The 22732-nt window shown below is 38.2% G+C and carries 16 protein-coding genes; 9 read left to right on the top strand and 7 right to left on the bottom strand.

Annotated features, from left to right (window positions below):
* Positions 1-300 precede the first annotated feature (300 nt).
* The 4 genes from H4J61_RS03480 to H4J61_RS03465 all read left to right on the top strand — a co-directional run bounded on the left by H4J61_RS03480 (position 301) and on the right by H4J61_RS03465 (position 6175).
* A complete protein-coding gene (locus tag H4J61_RS03480; protein WP_182183696.1) occupies positions 301-1230 on the top strand; it encodes a VacJ family lipoprotein in 930 nt (309 codons plus the stop codon).
* Positions 1227-3641: an RND family transporter gene (locus H4J61_RS03475; protein ID WP_220461176.1), complete on the top strand. Its 2415-nt coding sequence runs from the start codon at positions 1227-1229 to the stop codon at positions 3639-3641. Before H4J61_RS03480 ends, H4J61_RS03475 begins: the two co-directional genes overlap by 4 nt.
* Positions 3642-4015: 374 nt before the next feature.
* Positions 4016-5863 carry a nitrilase-related carbon-nitrogen hydrolase gene (locus tag H4J61_RS03470; RefSeq protein ID WP_182183694.1) on the top strand — a complete coding sequence of 616 codons (1848 nt, stop codon included), beginning with the start codon at positions 4016-4018 and terminating at the stop codon, positions 5861-5863.
* Positions 5864-5977: 114 nt separating this feature from the next.
* Positions 5978-6175, top strand: coding sequence for a CPXCG motif-containing cysteine-rich protein (locus tag H4J61_RS03465; protein ID WP_182137935.1), 198 nt, complete (start codon positions 5978-5980; stop codon positions 6173-6175).
* 318 nt (positions 6176-6493) lie between these two features.
* Here H4J61_RS03465 and H4J61_RS03460 read toward each other — a convergent pair whose 3' ends face one another.
* Positions 6494-7381 carry a DMT family transporter gene (locus H4J61_RS03460; RefSeq protein WP_182183718.1) on the bottom strand — a complete coding sequence of 296 codons (888 nt, stop codon included), beginning with the start codon at positions 7379-7381 and terminating at the stop codon, positions 6494-6496.
* 313 nt (positions 7382-7694) lie between these two features.
* Here H4J61_RS03460 and H4J61_RS03455 point away from each other — a divergent pair, with 313 nt between their 5' ends.
* From H4J61_RS03455 to H4J61_RS03440, 4 genes are all read left to right on the top strand, one after another.
* On the top strand, positions 7695-8564 hold the full coding sequence (locus H4J61_RS03455; protein WP_182137936.1) for an MBL fold metallo-hydrolase: 870 nt from the start codon (positions 7695-7697) through the stop codon (positions 8562-8564).
* A gap of 6 nt (positions 8565-8570) precedes the next feature.
* A complete protein-coding gene (locus H4J61_RS03450; RefSeq protein ID WP_220461175.1) occupies positions 8571-9344 on the top strand; it encodes a sulfite exporter TauE/SafE family protein in 774 nt (257 codons plus the stop codon).
* 111 nt (positions 9345-9455) lie between these two features.
* Entirely contained in the window at positions 9456-10037 is a 582-nt protein-coding gene (locus H4J61_RS03445; protein ID WP_220461174.1) for a DUF3365 domain-containing protein, read from the top strand.
* 218 nt (positions 10038-10255) lie between these two features.
* Positions 10256-11290: an endonuclease/exonuclease/phosphatase family protein gene (locus H4J61_RS03440; RefSeq protein WP_310650027.1), complete on the top strand. Its 1035-nt coding sequence runs from the start codon at positions 10256-10258 to the stop codon at positions 11288-11290.
* Between the two features lie 231 nt (positions 11291-11521).
* Here the strand turns inward: H4J61_RS03440 and H4J61_RS03435 are convergent, their stop codons facing one another.
* The 5 genes from H4J61_RS03435 to H4J61_RS03415 form a co-directional block, all read right to left on the bottom strand.
* The gene (locus H4J61_RS03435; RefSeq protein WP_182183691.1) at positions 11522-12433 is read right to left on the bottom strand and encodes a ribose-phosphate diphosphokinase; all 912 of its coding nucleotides are present in this window, start codon (positions 12431-12433) and stop codon (positions 11522-11524) included.
* 21 nt (positions 12434-12454) lie between these two features.
* Complete coding sequence (locus H4J61_RS03430; protein WP_182183689.1) at positions 12455-13984, bottom strand: thymidine phosphorylase family protein; 1530 nt, start codon at positions 13982-13984, stop codon at positions 12455-12457.
* 405 nt (positions 13985-14389) lie between these two features.
* Positions 14390-14842 (bottom strand): universal stress protein, encoded by a 453-nt coding sequence (locus H4J61_RS03425; protein ID WP_182183687.1) that lies wholly within the window; start codon positions 14840-14842, stop codon positions 14390-14392.
* A 15-nt stretch (positions 14843-14857) separates the two neighbouring features.
* Positions 14858-16246 (bottom strand): MBL fold metallo-hydrolase RNA specificity domain-containing protein, encoded by a 1389-nt coding sequence (locus H4J61_RS03420; protein WP_182183685.1) that lies wholly within the window; start codon positions 16244-16246, stop codon positions 14858-14860.
* Positions 16247-16263: 17 nt separating this feature from the next.
* The gene (locus tag H4J61_RS03415; RefSeq protein WP_182183683.1) at positions 16264-16734 is read right to left on the bottom strand and encodes a cytochrome C; all 471 of its coding nucleotides are present in this window, start codon (positions 16732-16734) and stop codon (positions 16264-16266) included.
* A 1396-nt stretch (positions 16735-18130) separates the two neighbouring features.
* Here H4J61_RS03415 and corA point away from each other — a divergent pair.
* Positions 18131-19351, top strand: coding sequence for a magnesium/cobalt transporter CorA (gene corA, locus H4J61_RS03410; protein WP_182183681.1), 1221 nt, complete (start codon positions 18131-18133; stop codon positions 19349-19351).
* 446 nt (positions 19352-19797) lie between these two features.
* On the opposite strand, the gene acnA is transcribed toward corA, so the two are convergent.
* The gene (gene acnA, locus H4J61_RS03405; protein WP_182183679.1) at positions 19798-22536 is read right to left on the bottom strand and encodes an aconitate hydratase AcnA; all 2739 of its coding nucleotides are present in this window, start codon (positions 22534-22536) and stop codon (positions 19798-19800) included.
* Positions 22537-22732: the final 196 nt, after the last annotated feature.

The raw sequence follows: 22732 nt of genomic DNA, 5'->3' as shown, positions 1-22732 counted from the left end.
TAACTAAATAACTAAATAACTAAATAACTAAATAACTAAGTAACTCGCCAAGTTTAGCGATATTTAGCCTAGCAGTTGTTGTTGCTGTTCCTATCTCTTTTCTAAACTATTTAAGTCATGTTAACGCTGTCATGGTTAACATAATTAATCAAAGCGATTTTATGCAAGGGCTGGCAAAAATTTTAGTTATGGTTAGATCGCAATTTTTAATTAAAGCAATTGTGCAAAAATAAGAGTAAATTTGTTGGGTGCCATTTCTGTTTAATGAGCAATGCATTAAAACGTTGAAGAGAATTAATAATGATAATAATAAAAAAAAACGTAAGTCCTACTTTAGCCCAGAACAACAAAATTCATAAAAGCATACGGCACTATCTATTAATAATATTAACGTTATCAATAGCAGTAGGGTGTTCGTCTTCAAGCGATAACTTAGCTGAAAAAGCAATTGTTAGTAAAAAATCAGTCAATAGTGAACAGCCAATCAAAGGTCCTTATGAAATAGCCGCTGAGCAAAATTTACCCAGTGTAGTCAGCTATCAGGCACCTGAAGACTCATTGCGTTTTATCAACGAGCCTATTTTTAAATTTAACGATACGATTTATCGTCACGTATTAAGTCCATTAGCGAAGGGCTATGAAAACCTTGTGCCTAAGCCGGTTGACACCAGTATACGGAATTTTTTTTATAATTTACGTGAGCCACTTTATGCTGTTAACCATTTATTACAAGGTGAATTTTCAGCGTCGGGGAAAATTATTACTCGCGTGCTGATAAATACCACCTTAGGTTTACTTGGCTTATTTGATCCCGCTAATAGTTTGATGGAATTTGAGCGCAATAAAACCACTTTTGGTGATACCCTTGCCACTTATGGGGTTGGGCATGGCGCTTATCTTGTTTTACCTTTACTTGGTCCGTCTGATTTTCGTGACACAGCGTCATTAACTTTTAACTACTTTGCACATCCTCTTAATTATATTAATGACGACACACTGGCCCAGCAGTTATTGTTTGTTGATGGCATACAAGCGCAAACCGCTATTTTAGCTAAATATCCTGATGTTTTGGCCAAGGTTGAAAACCCTTATGAGTTTGTGCGTAATTTATATATGCAAAACTTACAGCGTGACGGTCAAGAACGTCGAAACGAAATTTTTAAAACTGAACAGCAAAAACAGTCAACAACCATGCCGGTGAATACTATTAATCCAGTGGTAGAAGAATGATGTTTAAACCAAATTCGACTATGTGGGCTTATGTTGTTTGTCTTGCTTTTACGTTATTGACCGCCGCATTAGCTTGGGAGGCAAAGCATTTTGAAATAGATGCATCGGCTGATACTTTATTGGTTGATAATAATAAGCATTACATTCTAACCCAGCTTTCTGAACAACGTTATGGCTCTGAAGAGTTTATATTAATTGCCTTCAAACCACATAAGGGTCAGTTATTTTCAGCAGCTATTCTTAATTCCATTGCTACTATTGGTAATGAAATAGAAGCAATTCCTCGCGTTAAACAAGTAAAAAGTATTGTTAATGTGCCTATTTTTTCTTCAGCGAAAACATTTTCTGCTGAAGTTGAAAACCTAACTTGGGAAAAGCAAAAGTTTGATGAAAACACCTTATCGCTAAGTCTAAAAAAACACCCATTATATGAAGGCTTATTGGTTAACGAAGACCAAACTGCGCTGTCGTTACAGGTAGTTTTTAAGTCAGAGCAAAAAGTAGCGCAAATTAATCACGATATTATTGCAATAAAACGTCATTTATTAACCAGAGACCTAACTAAACAAGAGCTTAATGCCCTTGAAGCGTTAAAACAGCAACAACAAGCCTACAATAAAAAATTTGAACAAACCCGTAATGATGAAATTGAAAAAATTCGCGCTATTTTATTACCTTACAAAAAAGATGGTGACTTTTACCTCGGTGGTAATAACTTACTGTCTTATGAGCTAATTCAAATTATTGAGAATGACTTAGTACTTTTCGGTTCATTGATCATCTTGGTGGTTATTGTGCTGTTGTGGTTTTTGTTTAGACAATTAAGTTGGGTAATATTACCCATTGTTTGTTGTACAGCCAGTGTAGTGATGACTATAGGTTTATTAGCCGCACTTGATTTTAAAGTCACGGTTATTTCCGCTAACGTCTTTGCTCTGCAAATAATTTTGTCATTAGCCATGATCATTCATCTGATTGTTCATTATCAAGAACTCGTCACTGAAAATAGTGACTGGTCACATAAAAAACTAGTACTTTCAACTATTAAACAAAAAATTAAACCTTGTTTCTATGCCGGATTAACCACAGCTATTGGTTTTGGCTCGTTGATATTTAGTGGTGTTCAGCCGGTGATTAGTTTCGGTTGGATGATGGTTGTTGCTATGTTAGTCAGCTTTATTGTGAGTTTAGTTTTTTTCCCCGCTTTATTATTGGCAATATTTAATAAACAAGACTTTGTAAAACAGCACCACCAAATTGAGCGTGGTATGAGAGCAAGTGCCAATTTTGTTAACAACCAACCTAAAAAAATTGTTTTTATCTCGCTGCTAGTCACTGCTATTGGCCTGTGGGGCTGCTTAAAATTAACCGCTGAAAATAGTTTTTTAAATTACTTTAGTGAATCAACCGACGTTCGAAAAGAGTTAACGTTTATCGATCAACAATTTGGCGGTTCAACACCTTTTGACGTGTTATTTGATATTCCTGATGATCAAATTAAATCAGGTTTAGTTATTTCAGCCAGTACGGTGCAAACGGTCACAGCTATTCAAAATATGCTAGCAAAACAGCAAGCCATTGGTGCAATAACCTCGATTGCAGATTTTACTAAAATTGCGCAAGTGGTAAACGGTAAGCCGCTAACAGAATATGAACTTACCGCGCTTTATAAAAGTTTAGACCCTAAGTTACAACAAGCGTTATTTGGTGCTTATTTTTCAGAAAAAGACCAGCAAATACGCATTTCAATGCGCGTGCAAGACAGTACTGCAGGCTTAAATAGAGCAGACTTGTTGGCAGATATTCATCAGGAATTATTAACCTTGGGCATCGACAAACAGCAGTATACGCTGACGGGTTTGTTTATTCTTTATCAAGATATATTGTCACGTTTACTGGATTCGCAAATACTGACCATACTGATTGTTTACGGCGCTATGGCAATAACACTGATGATTATCTTTTCATCATTTAAAGTGGCGGTGATTGCCATTATACCTAATTTAATTACCACCTCAGTGATTATGGGCATATTAGGCATTTTTTCGATTCCATTAGATTTAATGACTATTACCATTGCTGCCGTTGCTATGGGCATTTCAATGGACGATACCATTCATTATATCCATCGATATTTAGCCGAAATAAAACTTGGGCAAGCAAGTAGTGAAGCTTGGGTTAAGAGTACCAATTTATCAGTGGGTTATGCCTTAATATATACCACTACAGTGATTGTTCTTGGTTTTGGTACCTTGGTTTTTTCTGATTTTGTACCTAGTATGTTGTTCGGTTTATTAACCAGTATTGCGATGGTTATTGCCTTGGTGACTGACATAACAATACTACCGGTATTATTGAAAAAATATTTAGCTAAAAGCAAAGTTAAGCAAACTGAACTAGCCCTAACATAAGAACACTGTATTTTTAGCGCCGTGTTTTATTGCTTTGAGCGGGTAACAAAAGTTCTCAAAGCTCATTGATATCAATGAGCTTTATTTTTGCCTATTCATAACCCTGTTAAATTTTATTAAGGTTAGCTGTTACTAGGTTGTTAGCTTTAGTCTCTGTTTTTACCCCAATAGGTTATTGGTAGCTAAATGACTATAAATTGGAGTGTATTGCTTATATTTAGTCCAATCTTATTAAGTTATTACTCACTTGAGCTGTTTTTCGTGCGAACAACAAGGTCACAAACTTAATGTAAATGATATAATCTCGTGGATAAAGTGTCATGTTGTGACCTTACTCAATTAAAAATCCCCTAGTTATCTGGAAAATATAAATCATGCGCGTCACCGTATCTCAGTTTGCCACCGCTTTAAATGTTCAAGAAAACCTAGCAAGCTGTGTTCGCATGATAAATCAGGCGGCGGTTTGCCAGCCATCGTTAATTGTTTTGCCTGAATTTTGTAATACTCAGTCTTCATACGTCGACCATAACCAAGCTTGGCATCAAGCGTTAGCACTTGATGGTAATTTTTTACAACAGATAGCACAGCAAGCGAAAAAGCATCATTGTTATATTATGCTCAACGTAACACTTCGCCAAGACCTAACACGCGATCACCAAAATCCGGCGATTAAATCAAATATTAGTGTTACCTCCTGTTTGTTTTCACCGCTTGGAGAGCTAATTCATCAAGCGGATAAACAAGCGCTGACAGGCCAAGAAAGTGATTTTTTTATTAGCACCAATAAAGTTTCTGGCGTTGTAACAAGCCCTTTTGGACAACTTGGACTGTTAGCCGGTAGCGATGGTATTCGCTTTGAACCATCACGCGCGCTTGCCTTAGGCGGCGGGCAATTATTATGTAATTCGCAAAGTTCATTTGCATTAGATCAAAGCCAGTTACATGACTTTGCTCGAGCAGTTGAAAATAATCTCTTTGTCGCCACAGCAAATAAAATTGGTTCGCTGTGGCAGCCAGAGCCATCACAACAATGTTTACAAGAACACTTACATGGGCACTTACAAGGGCAAGAACAAGCATATGCTGCAGCAGAAAGTGACGATTTTTCAAGTCAAAGTTCAAGGGCTGAAAAGCACCTGATGGGCGTTGGCCATAGCCAAATAGTCTCTCCTAATGGCAAGGTGTTAGCAAAGCTAGATCACAATGAAGAAGGGTTTGTTTTTGCTGATATCGACTTAGCTGGGGTAGGGTTGAGCAACAAATTGCGTCCTGATGGTACCAAGGTTATAAAACAACGACGTCCTGAGCTTTATCAACAGCAAAAAATAGCCCTGCAACAAGCAACTGCAACTGAAGCCACACTCAATGATACTGTGCCAGAAACGGCTAATGTCGCGATATTTGCCACCTATAAGTCTGACGAGCAAGCTATTGAAGATGTTTGTCATTACATTGAAAACAACCTTAGTGACATTATTCAACTACCCGAATTATTTTTTATCGCAGATAAAGCAATCACCAATAACACTGAGCAACTGGCTCAAGTGGCCTGTTTGTGTACTGAGCTCATTAAACAAATCAGTGCTGTGTTAAGACCTTTTCAATATGTGTGTACGAGTTTAGTTATTGATGGAGCGCATCATGCTGTGCTAATAAGCGAACAGGGGATATTTGCAACACAACAACAGCTACATTTTTGTCAAAGATATCAATGGACAGCATTAGGAAGTGAGCTGAAAATTATAGAGTTGCCGTTAGAGCAAGGCGTGATCAAGATTGCTATGCTAACGGGTGACGACGCGAATATACCTGAAATGATTAAGCTGGCGGCTTTAAACAATATTCAGGTATTACTTGTCCCGTTCGATATTCAAGAAGCAAGTGAGGTTGAATTTAGCTTGTTATCTTACGCCGCTGAACATAAAATTTGTATTGTTGCCGCCAGTCGTGAGAAAAGCTTTGCCGAAGCTGCTCCTGCCGATTCTTCTGCTGATGCTTCTGGTAAGAACCTTGATACAGCTAAGGGTAGCAGTTCAAACAAAAAAAAAGTAAAACAGAAAAAATCCACAGGATTAATTGCTAATGTCCCGGCAGAGTCAGCCTTATTAAATCCCTGGCAGTCAGATAAATTTAATGGCTATGTCAACCAACCCTTGGTTAAGTATCAGCATGGTAAAATCACCAAAGCTGTTATTTATCCATTGCTAAGATTAAAAAAATAAAACAATCAGTTTAGTTAGCGTATTATGAAGTCATTAATATGAGTAAAAACGAGTAATTATGCTTGCTCGTCATATCTTTAGAATGTCGTTAGAAAAATATTGGAGAACGTAAAATTGAATGAATTAACTAAGCAGTCAATAGGGTGTCCTTATTGTGGTGAAACCATTAAAGTGCTGATCGACTCATCCGACATGGAACAGCAATACATTGAAGATTGCCAAGTATGTTGTAAGCCAATAAACTTTTTGGTGACTAGCAGTATGGACGGTGATCTTAGCGTTCGTGTTTATAGTGAAGATGAAGCGTTTTAATTAAGACAGAAAAACCTAGATAGGTGTCACTAATCTAGGTTTTTAGCTATTGATAAATTTTTATATTAATAGCTTATTAAATTTACACTATATATGTCAGTGCTTGTTTGGTTTAAGTTCAGGTATAAATTTGGCTTTAGGTTATGGTCTAATTTTTTGCTTTATTTACGCTATTATCCTCAATAAAAAATCATTTTTACATATTCCTCGCGTTGACAATGCTTGTTAGCTAACACCTCGGTATTGCATATTGACTTCTAACTTTACCAAAATATTAATGATTTGCTCGGAAATAGGGTAAAACCCTTCACGTTTATATTATAGTTTTGCTGCTTTTTTTGCAGGCAACTGCACAAAATAGTACCTACCAAGTATTACCGTTAAAATACCACCAAGTACCAATATTGATGACTCAATTAAGCGCAGGGAGATCAACTCACTGGTAAATATAACACCACCCATAGCTGCAATTATTGGCACCAACAACTGAACAACCGCGGCTTGAGTGACTGACAGTGTTGTCAGTGCGATATACCAGACAAAATATCCGATGCCAGAGGCAATAGCGCCAGACAATACCGCGAGCAAAAATCCTGTCGAGGTGATGTATGCGTTATTAAAGCCAAAAATTATCAAGGCCAACACAAAAGGTAAAGTTCTAAGGAAGTTATGAGCGGTATCGCTAAGCGCATTTTTAGATTTTCGTCCTATCAAGGTATAGAAGGCCCAAGCGATACCTGACATGCTCATCAGCATGAAGCCCATCAATGACGGCGTGGTCAAACTAGGAATAACTAAATAGGCAAAGCCGCCAAAGGCAATACTTAAGCCTAACCATTCTGATATATGCAACTTATTACCTGAAATTACGCTGGTAATAATCATGGTTATTTGTACCGCACCAAATAAAATAAGTGCTCCGGTGCCGGTATCTAATGAAATATAACCATAGGAAAAACTTACCGCGTAAATAAATAACATACTAGCGGCTAGCCAACTTCCCTTCGACTTACTCTCTATTTTTGCTGGCTTTTCTGGTTTAGTTTTACTGGTTACCTTGATTAACGCTAACAATATAATAATACCTGACACCAGTCTTACAACAGTAAAGCTTGCGGCATCAATGGTGTTATCGCCCAAGGCTAACCGACATAGCACTGAGTTAGCAGCAAAGGCTAAAAGCGCGAAAACGGTACTAACAATCATTTTTACAGGGTTTGTATTCAAGAAAATACCTTTTCAGAAAGTAATGCCATATTACTGGTAGATAAAATATGGTTAGTTCCACCAATGCAGATAAGTACTTTATCACTAATGTAGTGTGATTAACCATTGCTACAATTAACTACTTTATATTAGTGATATCTAATGTAGTATATGCTAATGTAGTGGTTAGGTAACTGATATCACCGCTAACAAAATTGACAGTATTAAATCTAGATAGTAGCTGTCTTGTTGATTTCGTTCTAACCTTTATTTGAACGTCTAAAACCTAAATACCCATTCAATAGAGATTAAAATGACTGATTTAGCCATAAAGTGTTTTTTTGATGAAATAACCAATACCGCAACTTACTTAGTAGCAGACAGTGTCGCAAAGCAATGTGTCATTATTGATTCGGTATTAGGTTTTGATATGTCATCAGGCGCGACATCAACGGCGTTAGCGGATGAAATTATTGATTTTGTCACAGCAAAAAAATGGCAGTGCTTATGGATTTTAGAAACACACGCCCATGCAGACCACTTAACAGCGGCGCCATACCTGCAAAAAAAATTAGCCGGTAAAATCGCCATTGGTAAACATATTGTTGATGTGCAAAAAATATTCAAGCCTATTTTTAATTTTGAAGCTGAATTTTGCACTGACGGACAACAGTTTGATCAACTTCTTCATGAAGGTGATGTACTTGAATTAGGCCGTTTCACCATTAAGGTATTACATACCCCTGGACACACACCAGCTTGTGTAAGTTACCTTATTGATAACAACGTTTTTGTTGGCGATACTTTATTTATGCCTGACTATGGTACCGCTCGGTGTGATTTCCCCGGTGGTGATGCTGAAACTTTATATCACTCCATTCAAAAAATATTTTCGCTGCCTGACAATACCTGTATTTTCATCGGACATGATTATAAAGCTGAGGGCAGAGAACAATATGTTTGGCAAAGCAGTGTCGCCGAGCAAAAATTGAAAAATATTCATATTAATAGCCATGTTTCAGCGCAAGAATATGTCGCTTTTAGAAATAAAAGAGATATGACCTTGGCTATGCCAAAACTGATTTTACCCTCAGTGCAAATCAATATTCGAGCAGGGCACTTTCCAAAAGCCGCAGATAATGGCTTGCAGTATTTAACGCTACCTATAAATGCCTTTAAGTAATTAATCATGATCGAATTTATGCTTATTATTTTTGTTGCGATACTTATTGGCCTGAGCTTGGGCTTGCTAGGCTCAGGTGGCTCGATATTAACTGTGCCTGCGTTGACTTATATTGTTGGCCAAGATGAAAAAACCGCTATTGCAAGCTCACTCGCCATTGTCGGGATCATTGCGTTTTCGGGGGCAGTAAAATACCAACAAAATAAAATGATCCATTGGCCGGTTGTGTTGCAGTTTGGTTTGCCAAGTATGTTATTTAGCTATCTTGCAGCCGGGCTTTCTATTTACTTTTCAGGTAGTGAACAGCTAAGTCTGTTCGCGGTGATTATGCTGCTAGCAGCATTTTCAATGCTAAAAGGTCAGGTTAACGCTCCTGACAAAACGCTTAGCGATAATGTTGTGCTTAAATTGGTTTTTATTGGTGCTATTGTTGGCAGTATTACTGGACTGGTTGGCGTAGGGGGCGGTTTTCTTATTGTTCCTGCATTACTTGCATTTACTCGGATGAATATGGTCTATGCCGTGGCAACGAGTCTAGCCATAATCACGCTGCAGTCGTTAACAGGTTTTATTAAATACTTTTCTATTTCAACACAGATCGATTTAAAATTAAACTGGCAAGTAATTGTTATTTTTGCTCTTATTGGTTCAGTTAGTAGTTTATTTGGTCAAAAAATAGCAACCAATGTACCCCAAGAAAAACTCAAGAAATTTTTTGCTATATTTTTATTAATCATGAGTGTGTCGATATTAATTCACTCAATCAGTGGCTTTTTTTAATACTGGGTTTAATTCCATGTGCAGAAAATAAGATGATTTATGACAAAAGTACAGGAAATTAATCTACATTTTCTTTATAAACAGTAACACACCATAACAATGGAGAAGTATATGAAATCAATCAGTATTAATCTGTTATTAACCAGTGTTTTAGTAATGTCACCATTACTTGTTAATGCCGATGAAACCCTGCCTATGCAAGATATTCAGCAAGCGCGCTCTTTAGTAAAGGCTTTTGGCAGCGATTTAAAATCTGTCTTAATCACGACGATGAAAACAGCCGGCCCTATCAAAGCACTAGAGGTGTGTAATACACAAGCCGGAGCTATTGCTGAAAAAAATTCTGCCTTGTCAGCATGGAATATCGCTCGAACTTCACTGAAAGTGCGTAATACCAGCAATGCACCTGATGTTTGGGAAGCAACTATTTTACGCCAGTTTGAAATACGCAAAGCGGTAGGAGAAGATATAAATACCATGGAACATTCTGAAGTAGTGCAAGTGGGTGAGAAAACTGTTTTGCGTTATATGAAGGCAATACCTACGGGTGGTTTATGCCTAGCATGCCATGGCAGCAAGTTAGCTGATGACGTAAGTAATAAAGTGAACGAGTTATATCCAAACGATCAAGCCACAGGTTTCAAGTTGGGTGATATTCGCGGCGCATTCACCTTACAGAAAATAAAGCTTTAGGGATTTTTACCCTAGTAGTTTGATAAACCAGTAGGATAAAACTTGGGATAATTTATTTTGCTGGTTTTTAAGTTAATAATTTTAAGAAACGATAGGGTATAATTATTTATCATCTTTTTCTTAGAGTTAATATTATCCACCAAGCAGATAAAAAAGCAATAAATCAGCAATTTTCCTCTGAAGCTGTATCTATATCAGAAACCAATACCGAACTTAAAGTGGCTACTTTTAATTTGTTCAATTACCTTGAACCCCCTAATGCTTTTTATGATTTTGAGCGTATTTATAGCGCAGAGCAATGGCAAAAAAAGCAAAAATGGGTGGCTGATTATTTGGCTGAACATCAGCCAGATATTATTGGTTTTCAGGAGGTTTTTAGTACAGAGTCGCTAAAAGCATTAGTTGCTGGTCAGGGTTATGCTTATTTTGCCGTGGTTGATCAACCCCTGGTCATTGATGATTTTATTTACCAACGTCCTGTTGTCGCCATAGCTTCACGTTATCCTATTGTTGAAGTCAATGCGGTAAAACCAAACACTGAACTTGCCGAAGGTTTAGGTTTAGCTAATGATTTTTCTTTTAGTCGTAAAGTTATCAGAGCAACGATTGAAGTACCTCATATGGGTCATTGTGACTGTTATGTGGTGCACTTTAAATCTAAACGTTCAATGCTTGAAGTTGATGAGCAAGATAAAAAACGCTCAGCAGAAAAAACCATTATTGAGAGCTTAAAAGCACAAGTAGCGGGCGGTTGGGGTTCCACTATACAGCGTGGTAGTGAAGCAACCTTATTAATGATTGATATGATTGAACGACGAGAGGCCACTGCTCATCCTATGATATTAATGGGTGACTTTAATAATAGCTTAGCTGATGGCGTGTTAAGTCATTTACTCACGAACACCTTACGCTTTGTTTCTGCGATTGATCGTGATGCTTATCTGGCCAAATATTGTTTAAGCGACGCTTGGGATTTATTCCAAGTAGCACAAACTAATGACAGCCATGAAACTAAGCCTGCTAGTCAAGCAGAAAAGGTAACGCGTACCCCGACTCATTACTTTGGTGCTGGCAGCTCGGTACTCGATTACCTTTTATTTTCCTGTGAATTTGATGCCGGTTATCACGACAGTCTTTATCAAGTCAGTGACTATCACACATATGACCGACATTTAATTAATCCTATTTTTGAACGTGATGGCGAAAGTACTGATCATGGTATTGTGTTAGTGACATTAACTTTAAGATCATAAGGCTCGCTTTTAAGTCTTTTCTAGGTTGGACTATAGTGCCTTAGGTTTGAATCGAAAGCTGTTAGTAAAATAGCTATCAGCTTTCAGTTAACAGAAAACAATAGCTGACAGTTTTTGATTTCTGGTCTGTTTGTCTTTGCTTAGCTGTTGATGGAATAAATTCTTAGCTGCAAAGATTGGCCAAGGTGATGTTATACCCGTATCACTATGTAGGTTTAATGTCGGTTGGCTTTAGTCTGTTATTTTCATCTTTTGTAACTGCCTTGCTACCTTATCGATAATACTAAAGGCATTAGTGCTATGTAATACGCTGTCTGAACTCCAAATATTTTTCACACCCATATCCTTTAACCTTGTTAAGGCGTTATCAACAAAAAAGGCGTGAGTGACTATGATTGAAATACTCATAGGGGCTTGTTGTTGTATTTGTTTAACGGCTTGTTCTAGGGTTTTTCCAGTGCTGGCAATATCATCGACTATAATCACGTCTCGGTTGCTTAAGCTTATGGCTTTAATGTTATTTTTATCCTGTGTGTTCAAGCTAACCGCAACGTTTTTATCACCAAAACGCGCTTTTGTCGCAATCACATAAGGCCACTCGTGTGGTTGAGCGATAGCTTTTACCCACTGCTCAGACTCTTCATCAGGGCCAATAAGAACAGGATGACTAAATTGTTGTTGTAAAAATTGTGACATAGCACTCGTGGCATGCAAAGCGCAGGCTTGAGTAATGGGAATGGCTTCATTTAGGTTATTGATACGGTGTAAATGTGGGTCGATAGTAATAACGCTATCAAAATATGCGGCAAGCAAGTTACCAATAATTTTTTGACTAACAGCTTCTCCGGGATTAAAAGCAATATCTTGCCGCATATAGCATAAGTAGGGCGCTACTAAGGTGATGTGCTTAACGCCTTGGTTTCTGGCGGCTGCTGCTGTGATGATCAGTTCAGTAATTTTTGCATTGGGGTTATTTAATGTTCGGCAAATAATAATCTGCTTTGGCAGTACTGTTGGCAAAGTTACCTTGGTTTCACCATCAGGAAATTGGTGTAACTCTACCTGCTTAAACGCCGCCGATAAACTTTTAGCTAGCTGCTGAGCAGGTAACAAATAATCATCAAAGCCTAGTATTAAGGTCATTGTTGCTCCTAAGGACTTATATTAAATAAAGTAGTTGTCGTCTGTTGAGGGCGGATTTTTCGCTATCACATAAGCATTGTTCTCATGGGCAAATTGTGTCGAAAATTCAAAGTCACTTTTAAAACTGGCATAGATAATAAAAAGTGTGTCACCTTTTTTGACTTTATCGGCTACTTTTTTAATCAGGTCAACACCGGCACTTTTCTCTATAGGGGCACCCGCTAAACTCGCAACATGGGCAATATTTAAGTTGTTTATAGCGCTAATATAGCCACTTTTACTTGCGAGCATGGCATATTCTAATGGGGCTTTACCTTGTTTTTTGGGTTGTGCTCCTTGTGCAAGGATAATGGCTTGCATTTTTTCAAAGGCTCGGCCCGATTCCAAAATGTCTCGGGCAATATTGTAACCTTGTCCACCTCTTACATCGGGGTCAAACTCTAAAATCCTACCGGCTAAACGTAGCGATTTTTCACGTAAATCACTGGGTGCATTTTTGTGGTTAGTTAACACTTGTTGGACATCTCTTGCCTCTAATGCAGGGCCTACACCATTGCCGATAGGTTGAGAGCCATCACTGATCACTACATCGATATGTAAACCAAAGAGATCGCCAATATATTCAAATAATTTTCTTAAGGCTAACGCCGCTTGGTTATTGTGAATTTTAGCGGATGGGCCTACCGGTATATCAATGAGTAGATGTGTTGAACCCGCGGCTATTTTTTTAGATAAAATAGAGGCAACCAGTTGTCCGGTTGAGTCCATTGATAAAGGGCGTTCAACCGAAATTAAAATATCATCAACAGGTGCTAGTCTTGCTGTGCCACCCCAGGTCAACATGGCACGATGTTGATGTACTACCTTTTTCATTTCTTCAATAGAAAGCTCTACGTTAGCTAACACTTCCATGGTGTCGGCGGTACCCGCAGGTGAGGTAATGGCTCGGCTAGACGTTTTAGGCATTAACATACCGTGTGCCGCTACAATTGGCATGACTATCATAGTTGTACGATTACCAGGAATACCGCCTATACAATGTTTATCAACAACTATATTTTCACCCCAGTTTAAAACTTCGCCGGTATCAACCATGGCTTTTGTTAAAAACAAGACTTCTTGTCGTTCTAAGCCGTTATGGCTACAGGCGACTAAAAATGCGGCAATTTCCATTTTGGAGTAACGGTTTTCTAAAATATCTTGGCAAATAAGGTGAAACTCATCTTTTTTTAACGATTCACCGGCAATTTTACGATGCACGGCTTTAAGTGATATTGGGGGTTTAGCTGGCGCGATTCTTACGTCAACTCCCTGTTCTTTGCCTAATTGTTTAAAAGCTTGGATACTTAAACCCAGCTCATTAATATCAACAATAGTGCAGTCATCAACAATGTTTAATACCGCAAGCACCGGACCACCATTGCCCGTTATGTAAATTTCTATCTTCATTAACGCCTGAAAACCCTCGGTGCGATAGAGTGGGCAATCGCGATGCAAGTAGGCAACATTTTCTTTAAATGTGTCAATGGCAACAGCTTTTAGTTTTAACATAAGGTGAAAAGTCCTTCTCACTAAGATAATGGTTAGGGCCGAGCTTTACTGCGCACGTAACCTTCTTCATACTTTATTTATTATTGTTTTTAACAGCTTTTTCTGGGTTGGGTCTTACCTCATCATTTTGATTAAATATTTAATTTGGGCTGTCAAAACTTAACCTGAAGGCATAAACTCCGACTTATAAAAACCTTGGTTATCAGCTGTTTGGCTCAGGTTAAAATATAGTGAATTAAAAATTGTTTGGCTGTTTATATTTTTTGGCGACTGGGCAGTGAAATAGGCCAGTGATAAAGCTGCAAATATTATTTTGCAGCTTTATAAACCCAGTATTTAATTAATGTTTAGAATAAGTAAAAGCTATACTCATTTTAGGGCCCCGAACGCACTATTTTAATAAGGTTATTCATCAAATCGTACGGCGAGTACATCACATTTTGCGCCGTGTAAAAGGGCATTTGCGGTGGAGCCTAATAATAATCGTAAACCATGCACGCCATGGCTGCCGGTTATAATTAAATCAACTTTATGCTGCTCAGCAAAGGCTAATATTTCCTCACTCGTTTGTCCTACGGGTATATGCAAATTTTTCTCAGAAATATTAAGCCTTTTAACCAAAGGCTGTAGGGCCTCTTTGGCGCGGTCTTGAAATATTTTTGTTGTGCTAACACTGTCTGAAGCGTCAAGGTTAGGCACAACGCCATACACACCACCATAATAAATGTTAGCTATTGGCTCTACCACGTGAACAATACTCAGTTTAGCTTGAGTCAGCTGCTTCCATTTTTCGACCTTATCTTCAATATAACTTTTAGTTTCATTTAGCTCTGTCGCAAATAAAATGTGCTTATACATAAATGTCTCCCTTGTTTAGATAATAATATTTTGCTTATAGCTGGCTTGCACGACATTAGCTTGGTATTGATGTTTTAATTTTTGTGCTAATACGCTCATGGCTTCTTCCTCGCCATGCACAAGTACTACTGGCGGTGTATTTTCAAATCCTTGATACCAGTCTAATAATCCTTGTTGGTCGGCATGAGCTGAAAAACCTCCAATAGTGTGAATTTGGGCATTAACTTGTACCTTTTCACCCCATAAATTAATATTTTCAGTACCATCAACAAGTGACCGGCCTAAGGTGCCTCTGGCTTGAAAGCCAACAATAATCACGTGGGCATTTTTCCGCCAAATGTTATGTTTAAAATGGTGTTTAATTCGGCCTCCTGTGCACATACCACTACCGGCAATAATAATTGCTCCTGATTTTATTTGATTGATCATCATTGAGTATTCAGTTGTTTCTGACATGTGCAGGTTAGGTAAATCAAATATACCCTGATGATTTTCTTCAACATCTGTCGCTTTTTTATCATAAACTTCCCTGTGTTTGGCATAGACCTTGGTCGCTTTTATCCCCATAGGGCTATCGAGAAAAATTTGCCAGTCATCCAGTTGCCACGCGTCAAAGTGTTGTTTAAATTCATAGAGTAACTCTTGCGTTCTACCAACAGTAAAAGCTGGAATTAATATATTGCCTTTGCTGCTTTTAGCATGGGCAATAATATCGCCCATTTCTTGCCAAGTATCCGCCCAACTGCGATGGAGTCGGTCTCCATAAGTGCTTTCCATTATCACGAGATCAGCATATTTAACTTGAAAAGGATCGCGCAAAATAGGGGCGTTTTTATGGCCTAAATCACCACTAAAAACAACTTTTTTACTTTCGCCATTTTCAGTAAGGGTTAATTCAACAATAGCTGAACCAATAATGTGGCCTGCATCTCTGAGGGTGAGTTTAACGCCAGAACAAATTTCTAATTCTTTGTCATAACTAAGGCCTTGAAAATATTGTAGTGTTCTGGTCGCTTCTTCAGTGGTGTAAAGTGGCTCTATTAATGCTAAGCCTTTACGTTCACGTTTTTTGTTTTCCCAGCGTGCTTCTTTTTCATGGATATAACCAGAATCAACCAGCATAATTTCAGCTAGATCTGCGGTCGCACTATGGGTGTATATATTGCCATGATAACCTTCTTTTATTAGCATGGGTAAACGCCCTGTGTGATCAAGATGAGCGTGGCTAACAATCACGGCATCAAGTTGGGCAACATCAAACGGGAAGGGGTCATGATTATGTCGTTCATGACTTTTAGAGCCTTGTAACATGCCACATTCGAGTAATATGTTTTTATTATTAACTTGTATCAAATAGCACGAACCAGTAACTTCTCTGGTAGCACCAAAAAATTTAATATTCATTGAAAACTCCCTAATAATTAATGTGGATAGTATTGATACTTGGTGTGTTTATAAGGCACTAGTTGATAATTGGGCTGTAAAAAAGATACTAAATCAATAAGTTCAGTGACGGTCATCACATCATTAAAGATCTTCATATTTGATTGACCATCTGCAGCTTTAGCTGCTGGTAAATATGGGCTAGAAAATTTATGCGAAGGGTTGATAACCGAAGTCACTAACTCTGCGTAAGTGACGATTCGGGTTTTATTACCACCAATAGTAATAGCAATTGTTGGATGTTTTTCAACATTTTCTTCAGCAATTTCAATATCATTAACATTGTTAAGTGTGTGGCAAGCTGAACATTTAAACTTTAAAAATACTTTTTTTCCTGAGTCAATATTGCCTTTAGGCAGACTAAAGCCTCGTGGTGAATCAACGCCTTCACTACAACTCAGTAGTGTTAATGACATAATGACAAGTAAAGTAAGCAGGGTATATTTCATTATTATTCCTTAATTTTTTTTGGCCGGTTTAACTAAATCACTCATTAAATACATTATTAATTCAACCTCTTATTTAATCACTTATTTAATAAGTAATGGGAAAATAAGGGATACACTTTTGAACTGACTTTTTCTAGAGCATTTGAAATACTGTCATCTTTAACATCACGCCTTATAACGGCTTTAACGTTTGATAATAAAACATATAATTTTCTTTTCTATAGCAAAGTATTACGCCTAATTGCTGAGGTATAGCCTAGTCAGCGGCCCACTCAAACAATAAATATATGCTGCGATTACCGCACAATGTAAACTAGCGTATTGTGAAAATTTTACTCACAGTTTGTCCGATTAATATTGTCTGCAGAAACATCGGCTACAGATCACTTAATAATCTAATTGTATTTAGCTTGGCAGTTAGTTCCTCAGGTAGCACTAGTTTATAAGGCCCAATATTGATTAAGATCAATATTGGCTTAATTGGTAGGTAGTTAACCCTAATATTGAAGAGGTACTGACAAGAGCGAGTGCAAATAATGTAGATAAATAGATGAAAAAAAAGAGTGTTAATTTTGGTGTTCACCCATGCCTTATTTCGTTTTTTTCGATAGATTTTTGTTAGCTTATAATACTAATTTTAGTGATAGTATTTCCATGTGCTATGACAGAGATGCTCGATGTCGAGCCAAGTTTCAGGGTTAATTTTATTTGATGATTAAATATAGTCAAAAATAGTAAAACAAAAAAATCAGTCATATTTCAGCAAAAAACGGGTCAGAGTTATCGCCATAATATAGCTACTGTCGTGAGACTAAACATTAAATGTACTAGGTTTTTATTTTTACTTCAGAATAACAGCAATGAATGTCTTCTTTTAATATTACATAAAAACAAAGGCTTATTGCTTTATTTTGGTAACGCGTAACACTAAATATATTGATCTATGCTTTACAGTGAACAGAAGTAATACCACAGGAAATATTTTTGCACTAATAAACAACAGCAATGAGTAAATACTGTTGTTTATTAGAATAACCGAATAAGTCAAAGCTCTGGCCAGTTTTTTAGTGGCTAAATTAGCATCAGCGTAGATGTTAGCTAATATTACTAAACCTGTTAGTACTTAGCGGTTTGTAAACATTTATACAGAATGTTTTTTCAGTGCAGAAAGTTTGTATCAACTATTGAATGAGGCATAAAATATTGCCGAAAATACCTCAGACAGATGAGGAAATTAAATTGGCTTTATTGTTATTTATCGCTGCAAGTCTACTCGTATAAATTATAGTTATAGGTTGGTGCGTGTAAAGTCTGTACGCCTTGAATGCATTTGGCAAATCCGTGCTAGCGCTTTTTTGGTCCGGATTGATTATTTCAATAGATATAAGGGATGAATATGGCTAAAAAAGCACGTAATAGTAAAAGTAGCACGGCTAAGGTTGTTATCGGTAAGCCCAATAAAGGCATTAATTTACTTGCTTCTTCCTTGGGTCTGTCTGGTGTCAGGACGAAAAATCGCCAGCACCGAGTTAAACCAGGAGCCTTACCTGGTATTGAACATATTGCCGATGCTTCTACTGCTCCTGCACCTGACAGCATTTGTATTAATTATATCGATTATTGTGCTAATCAACTAGAAACTGGAAGTGTTACTGATCTTGACGAATTTCTTGCTAAGCCACTGCCCGACTGGGTAACTGTCAGATGGATTAACATCAGTCCACCGCACCCTTATGTTATTAATCAATTTCGGCAACATTTTGAGTTTCACACGCTAGCGGCAGAAGACGTTATGCATATTCCTCAACGTCCTAGAGTAGAGCTCTTCGACGATCATCTATTTGTGGTATTGCGTATAATGCAACTGATTCAAGCCGAACCTAGCCACATCAATAACATTGCAACGAGTAATGAACTAGATTCTGAGCAAGTCAGTCTTTTTCTTTATGATAATGTCTTGATCACCTTTCAGGAAAAAAAGGGTGATGTCTGGCAACCTATCCGTGACCGACTGCAAAAAGATAACGTGCGCATTCGTAAAAATGGCACAGATTATCTGCTCTATGCACTACTTGATGCCATTGTTGATCATTGTTTTCCGGTGCTAGAACAATATGGTGATGTGCTTGAAGCGCTTGAACAGGTCACGCTGAATAACCCCTCAGTGGAAGTCTTGCACAGCATCCATAGTGTTAAACAGCAACTTGCCCTTTTGCGACGTATTGTTTGGCCGATGCGAGAAGTTGTTGATCAACTCTATCGTGAGGAGGATGGTCGCATCACTGATACCACCAAGCCTTATTTGCGTGATGTCTATGAGCACACAATTCAAATTGTTGAAATTATAGAATCCTATCGTGAGATGGCGAGTGGCCTGACCGATTTATACATGTCTGCCGTGTCAAATCGTATGAATGAAATCATGAAGGTGTTAACTATTATGGCCTCAGTGTTTATTCCATTAACCTTTATCGTGGGTGTTTACGGGATGAATTTTGAGTATATGCCGGAATTAACTTGGCGCTGGGCTTATCCAGCAATATGGTGTGTTTTTATCTTGCTTACCATCGCGATGGTATTTTATTTTTGGCACAAAGGCTGGATTGGCAAAAATTAGCTTATACCAATTTCATTAATTAGGTGGTCTACTTTATACGCAGGAAAAATGGCCAAATATAAGGCATTTATTTTAATAACTAGTCGTTCTAATTATTAAATAAATAACGCAGTAGTTGGTTATTTTAACCAGTAAAAATGATCAGATAATTAGTGAGGTTGGTATTAGGTTAACGTCAATACCATTTATTAATAAAGCTTAACTTATATAAAAGCTTAAGCTATATAAAAAATTAAAATCTCGTTTCTTGCATAAAAATATCAGATGTAAGTAGATTCACCAGAAAAAGCGAGCAAATAAATTTAGTCGTGGTTAATTCGTGACATTATTTAGGCTGGAATAGCTAAAAAAAAGCGCAGAGGGTTAAACAACGACATCTGCGCCAATCATAAGACAGGCCAATAAAATATGGCCTATCTTTTATCTATCGCGAAACAGTCATAAGGCTAGTCAGAGGCGGCTAAATTACGTAGCACATAATGTAATATGCCCCCATGTTGGTAATAACTAAATTCGTTTGGTGTATCAATGCGAATATTCGCATCAAAAGAGTGTTTACTGCCATCTTGAGCTGTGAGCGACACTTTCACTGTTTTTTGTCCTGCACTCACGGCTGGAATATTGAATTGCTCTTCCCCTGTGAGCTTTAATGACTCGGCACTATCACCAGGCATAAACTGCAATGGTAAAATCCCCATGCCGACTAAGTTAGAGCGATGAATACGTTCATAACTTTGTGCGATAACCGCTTTAACGCCCAATAAGGCTGGCCCTTTAGCAGCCCAGTCACGAGAGCTGCCCGTACCATATTCTTTGCCAGCGAGTACAATCGAAGCAACTTTTTGTTGTTGGTATTGCATGGCAGCATCAAAGACACTCATCTTTTCACCCGATGGCATTAGTCGAGTCCAACAGCCTTCGGTGCCTGGCGCTAATAAATTACGTAAACGCACATTAGCAAAAGTACCGCGCATCATCACTTCATGATTGCCACGTCTAGAACCATAAGAATTAAAATCTTTAGGCGCTACTCCTGCACTTTGTAAATATGCGGCCGCTGGACTATCTAGCGCAATTGAACCGGCAGGTGATATATGATCTGTGGTGACACTATCGCCCAACTTTAACAAGCATCGGGCATTTTCAATCGGGTTAATATCCGGTATTTTAGCGGTAATATTGTCAAAAAATGGCGGTAGTTTGACGTAAGTAGAATCTGGCCAATCATACTTTTGGCTTTCTACTATATCTAGTGCTTGCCAGTCTTTATTACCGCTATAAACATCCGCATAACGTGAGATAAACATTGAACTGTCAATCACTTTTTCTATCACTTGTTTAATTTCCTGACTATCTGGCCAGATGTCATGCAAGTAAACCGGCTTACCTGAAGTATCATTACCCAAAGATTCAGTCGTAATGTCTATCTTCATATTACCGGCCAATGCATAGGCAACCACAAGCGGCGGTGAAGCTAAATAATTGGCCTGTACTTCGGGGTGAATGCGTCCTTCAAAGTTGCGATTGCCCGATAAAACAGAGGTGACAGACAAGTCACCTTGATGAATGGCTTCGCTAATTTCTCTGGGTAGGGGACCTGAATTACCAATACACGTAGTACAGCCATATCCCACTAGCTGAAAACCAAGGGCATCTAAGTCTTCATTTAAGCCTGATTTTAACAGATAGTCGGTGACCACTTGTGAACCAGGTGCAAAACTGGTTTTCACCCAAGGTTTAACATCTAATCCCTTTTGTCTGGCATTTCTAGCTAATAAACCTGCGGCAATTAATACCGATGGATTCGAGGTGTTAGTACAGCTAGTAATTGCCGCAATTACCACTGATCCATGTTTTAATGCAAAATTTTCATCACCATACTGACAAGGTACGCCTGAATCTGCATCACTGGCAGGTAGCATTACCGACGGTTGTCCGCCTTCGCTTTCAAAACCACTTTCACTTTGATTGGAATCAACTTGTTTGATGCCATTTTGTAAAGCCAACCAGTCACGATAAGCAAGGCCGGCTTGGTCTAATGAAATTCTGTCCTGTGGACGTTTGGGACCGGCAATAGAAGGCACCACATCATCTAGTTTTAACGATAATTTGCTGTGATAAACCGCATGCTGTTGAGACTCAGTACCCCACATATCCATTACTTTTAAATAAGTTTTAATGCGGTCAATATGCTCGCTGTCACGGCCGGTTAATTGCAAATAGTCTGTTGTTTGATGATCAATAGGAAAAATACCACAAGTTGCCCCATACTCGGGCGCCATATTGGCAATAGTGGCTCTGTCGGCCAAGGTCAGTTCATTCACGCCGGCACCAAAAAATTCGACAAACTTACCTACCACACCGGCAGCACGTAACTGTTCGGTCACGGTCAAGACTAAATCAGTGGCTGTAGTACCTGCAGGTAACTTGCCCGTTAATTCAAAACCGACTATTTTTGGTAATAACATGGTGACGGGTTGCCCTAACATAGCCGCTTCAGCTTCTATGCCGCCAACTCCCCAACCCAATACACCTAAACCATTAATCATGGTGGTATGTGAATCGGTACCAACTAAGGTATCTGGATAAAGTAAATTATCTTCATCCGGTTTTTTGAATACCACTCTGGCTAAATATTCCAGATTAACCTGATGGACAATACCGCGCCCTGGGGGGACGACTTTAAAGTTATCAAAACTTTGCTGGCCCCAGCGTAAAAACTGATAACGTTCACGATTACGTTGAAATTCAATAGCGGTATTTTGTTGCATCGCATCGGCTTGGCCGAATACGTCTACCATCACCGAATGGTCAATCACCAGTTCTACCGGATTTAACGGATTAATTCTTTCTGCTTTGCCACCCATTTTTACGATAGCATCACGCATAGCCGCCAAATCAACCACAGCGGGTACGCCAGTAAAGTCTTGCAAAATAACACGGGAAGGTACAAAGGCAATTTCGGTATCCTGCCAGTTGTCTACATCCCATTTGGCTAAGGTTTCAATATCCGCTTGTTGGACAAAGTCACTATCGGCATGACGCAATAAATTTTCCAAGAGAATTTTAGCGGCAAAAGGTAAACGTGAAAGATCATACTTATCTGCCAAACCATCAAAACTGTGGTAGTTGCAAACTTCACCGTTAATTTCAAGTTGCTTCAAACATTGTATCGACTTGGTCATTAGTAGTTATCTCCATTTAAAAGCATTAGTTCGATTGGTATAACGCATCACATTAGATTAGTAAATCTACAGTAACAATACTAGACTAAAAATATAGTGGATAAGTCATAAAACAGGTCTGAATTTAACATAACAGCATGAGTAAAGGCAAAGGCAGGGGGGAGTAAATTAGCCTCTCAATGTTAATGATATTGCA

This window comes from Colwellia sp. MB3u-4, from assembly GCF_014077065.1.
GTDB lineage: Bacteria > Pseudomonadota > Gammaproteobacteria > Enterobacterales > Alteromonadaceae > Cognaticolwellia.
The sequence above is the reverse complement of the archived record's forward strand: the minus strand, read 5'-3'. Positions and strand labels throughout refer to the sequence as shown.

What these genes read in the sequence shown, in the direction of transcription:
- H4J61_RS03455 (WP_182137936.1), top strand. Translation starts at nt 7,695, where the DNA reads ATGACTGATTTAGCCATAAAGTGTTTTTTTGATGAAATAACCAATACC.
- acnA (WP_182183679.1), bottom strand. Translation starts at nt 22,536, where the DNA reads ATGACCAAGTCGATACAATGTTTGAAGCAACTTGAAATTAACGGTGAA.
- H4J61_RS03460 (WP_182183718.1), bottom strand. Translation starts at nt 7,381, where the DNA reads ATGATTGTTAGTACCGTTTTCGCGCTTTTAGCCTTTGCTGCTAACTCA.
- H4J61_RS03480 (WP_182183696.1), top strand. Translation starts at nt 301, where the DNA reads ATGATAATAATAAAAAAAAACGTAAGTCCTACTTTAGCCCAGAACAAC.
- H4J61_RS03435 (WP_182183691.1), bottom strand. Translation starts at nt 12,433, where the DNA reads ATGACCTTAATACTAGGCTTTGATGATTATTTGTTACCTGCTCAGCAG.
- H4J61_RS03450 (WP_220461175.1), top strand. Translation starts at nt 8,571, where the DNA reads ATGATCGAATTTATGCTTATTATTTTTGTTGCGATACTTATTGGCCTG.
- H4J61_RS03430 (WP_182183689.1), bottom strand. Translation starts at nt 13,984, where the DNA reads ATGTTAAAACTAAAAGCTGTTGCCATTGACACATTTAAAGAAAATGTT.
- H4J61_RS03425 (WP_182183687.1), bottom strand. Translation starts at nt 14,842, where the DNA reads ATGTATAAGCACATTTTATTTGCGACAGAGCTAAATGAAACTAAAAGT.
- H4J61_RS03475 (WP_220461176.1), top strand. Translation starts at nt 1,227, where the DNA reads ATGATGTTTAAACCAAATTCGACTATGTGGGCTTATGTTGTTTGTCTT.
- H4J61_RS03420 (WP_182183685.1), bottom strand. Translation starts at nt 16,246, where the DNA reads ATGAATATTAAATTTTTTGGTGCTACCAGAGAAGTTACTGGTTCGTGC.
- H4J61_RS03445 (WP_220461174.1), top strand. Translation starts at nt 9,456, where the DNA reads ATGAAATCAATCAGTATTAATCTGTTATTAACCAGTGTTTTAGTAATG.
- corA (WP_182183681.1), top strand. Translation starts at nt 18,131, where the DNA reads ATGGCTAAAAAAGCACGTAATAGTAAAAGTAGCACGGCTAAGGTTGTT.
- H4J61_RS03415 (WP_182183683.1), bottom strand. Translation starts at nt 16,734, where the DNA reads ATGAAATATACCCTGCTTACTTTACTTGTCATTATGTCATTAACACTA.
- H4J61_RS03470 (WP_182183694.1), top strand. Translation starts at nt 4,016, where the DNA reads ATGCGCGTCACCGTATCTCAGTTTGCCACCGCTTTAAATGTTCAAGAA.